This is a genomic window from Archangium sp., from assembly GCF_036389735.1.
Taxonomy (GTDB): Bacteria; Myxococcota; Myxococcia; order Myxococcales; family Myxococcaceae; genus Archangium.
Map to the genome: position 1 here is coordinate 1 of NZ_DASVWK010000186.1, position 2,768 is coordinate 2,768.

The window sequence follows — 2,768 nt, forward strand, 5'->3', positions numbered from 1 at the left end:
AGGCCCGCCATGTCGCTGCCGTCCGTGCAGACCGCGGCCCCGGCCTCCCAGCCCGCGGTGGCCGCGCCACCCCGGCCCGTGGGGGCGGCGGACCCCTTTGGGGAGCCTCCCGAGCAGCGTCCACCCCTGGGGGGCGCGCCGGAGGAGAAGCTCGAGTTCTTCCGCGCGGTGCTGAAGCAGAAGACGGAGACACTGGTACGGGCGCGCGCGCTGTACGCCGAGCGCGACGCCGAACTCCAGGCGCTGCGCGTGTCCGAGGCCTCGCTGCGCAAGCAGGTGGCGGAGGCGCAGGAGCAGCTGGGCGGGCTGAAGGAGCTGCCCGCGCGGGTGGAGCAGCTCTCCGCGGCGCTGTCGCGCGAGGCGGCGCGCTCGGCGGTGGCCGAGGCGAAGGTGACGGAGCTCCAGGGCGAGCTGCGTCAGGTGGAGGAGGACCGCAAGGATCTGTCGCGCTCGCTGGCCGAGGTGGAGGCGGAGCTGGGGCGCCTCACCGGGGAGCTGGGACAGGAGCGAGACGCGCGCGCCGCCATCGCCGAGGAGCTGGTGGGGGCGAAGGAGGCCCTGTCGCTGGCGCAGGACCGGGTGGCGGACCTGGCGGCGGAGCGCGCCGAGATGCAGGGGGCGCTGGAGACCGTACGCGAGCAGTACCAGTCCAACCTGTCCGAGCTGGAGCAGACCAGCGAGGCGCTGAAGGCGGCCCAGCGGGAGCGGGAGCTCGTCGCGGCGGAGCGGGTGGGGCTGTCGGCGCGGGTGGCGCAGCTGGAGGCGGGCCTCGCGGAGGCCGAGTGGTCGAGCAGCTCGCTGGAGGAGGTGCAGGCGCGCACCCGAGAGCTGGAGGCGGAGCTCGCGTCGGTGCGGGAGACGCTGGCGACGAGCGAGGCGGAGCAGGTGCAGCTGCGCGACCGGATGGAGTTGGACGCGGCCGCGCTGGGCGAGGCGGCGGAGCAGGCCGAGCAGCAGGTGGCGGCCCTGCGGGCCGAACTCCAGACGGTGGAGTCGGACCGGCAGGACCTGTCGCGCGCGCTGGCGGAGGTGGAGGCGGAGCTGGGGCGGGAGCGGGAGGCGCGCGAGGACGTGGCGCCCGAGGTGGAGGAGGCGCTGGAGGTCGAGGAGCTGGACGCCGAGAGTCGGGCGCGGGAAGCCGAGGCGCAGGTGGAGCGGCTGCGCCAGCGGGTGAAGATGCTGGAGGGCGCGCTGGAGGTCTCGCGGGGCAAGGCCGGGGACGTGGAGGTCGAGGTCGACGACTCGGAGGCCGAGGAGCGGCGGGCGCTGGAGGCCGAGCGCGATCAGCTCAAGGCGGACATGGCGGCGATGAAGCGCAAGCTGATGGCGGCGGAGACCGCGCTGGAGACGGCGGCCAGCTACAAGATGAAGGTGGCGCGGCTGGAGGCCCAACTCGCGCAGCTCAAGGGAGCGAAGTAGCGCGTGATGGATTTCGCGGGCCCCATCGACCCTCTCACGGGAACCCCGGCGGCGCGGTTCGGGCTGTACCTCCACTTTCCGTACTGTCTGGCGAAGTGTCCCTACTGCGACTTCGCGGTGGCGGTGGTGCGGCAGGTACCGGAGGAGCGCTACGCGCACGCGGTGCTGGCGGAGCTGGACGCGCGGTTGGCGGCGGAGCCCTCGCTGAGGGAACGGCGGCTGGAGTCCATCTTCCTCGGGGGTGGTACGCCGTCCATCTGGCACCCGCGCCACGTGGCGCACGTGCTGGAGGGCGTGGCGGCGCGGCTGAAGGTGGCCCCGGGGGCGGAGGTGTCGCTGGAGGCCAACCCGAGCGTCGCGGACGCCGAACGCTTCGCGGGCTACCGGGCCGCGGGGGTCAACCGGGTGTCGCTGGGCGTGCAGTCCTTCCAGGACGAGACGCTGAAGGCCCTGGGGCGCGAGCACACCGGGCAGGAAGCGGTGGCGGCGTACGAGGCGGCACGGCGGGCGGGCTTCGACGTGGTGTCCATGGACTTCATCTACGGGGTACACGGGCAGACGCGGGCACAGGCGGAGGCGGACGCGCGCCAGGCGGCGGCGATGGAGCCCGAGCACCTGTCCACCTACGCGCTCACGGTGGAGCGGGAGTCGTTGGCGGTGGCCACGCCCCTGTCGCGGCGGCTGGAGAAGGGGGAGCTGGCGCTGCCTCCGGACGAGGACGTGCTGGAGATGACGAAGGCCATCCACGAGGCCTACGCCGCGCATGGGCTGCACCGGTATGAAATCTCCAACCACGCGAAGCCCGGGTACAGCTCCCGGCACAACGCGCTCTACTGGACGGGGGGCGAGTACCTCGCGCTGGGCGTGGGGGCCACGGGGATGCTGCGCACGTCCGGGCCGGGCGAGCGGCCCGCGGGCTACCGCTACGTGGACCTGCGCGGCTCGGATGCGTACATGCGGGCGGCGGAGGAGGGGAAGTTGCCGGAGTCCAGCCGCGAGGAGCTGAGCCCCCAGGAACTCTTCGAGGAGCGGCTGGCCATGGGGCTGCGGCTGCGCTCCGGGGTGGACTGGGAGGCGGTGTGCACGCGCTACGGGCAGGATCCGGAGCCGCGCCGGAAGGAGATCGTCCGGCTGGTACAGCACGGCCTGGCGCGGCTCGACGGCCCGAGGCTCGTGCTCACCGAGGCAGGCGCCGACGTGCACAGCGCCATCAGCGCGCGGCTTCTGTAGTCCCCGGCACCTGCATCGGCCGGTGCTGACGGCACTTGCTGGGTCGGGGTCCGTCCTTCATCCGGGTGACGACCAGCCCCGCGTACACGTCCGCGTGTTCGGCCAGATACGCCGCCAGG

At 73.7% G+C, this 2,768-nt stretch carries 1 protein-coding gene and 1 pseudogene; both read left to right on the forward strand.

The window, feature by feature from the left end; translation table 11 throughout:
• Window positions 1-1,419: pseudogene (locus VF794_RS06885) on the forward strand (gliding motility protein); the annotation flags it as partial.
• A 6-nt stretch (window positions 1,420-1,425) separates the two neighbouring features.
• Window positions 1,426-2,649, forward strand: a complete 1,224-nt coding sequence (gene hemW / locus VF794_RS06890; RefSeq protein ID WP_331108385.1) for a radical SAM family heme chaperone HemW — start codon at window positions 1,426-1,428, stop codon at window positions 2,647-2,649.
• The last annotated feature ends 119 nt before the right edge of the window (window positions 2,650-2,768 follow it).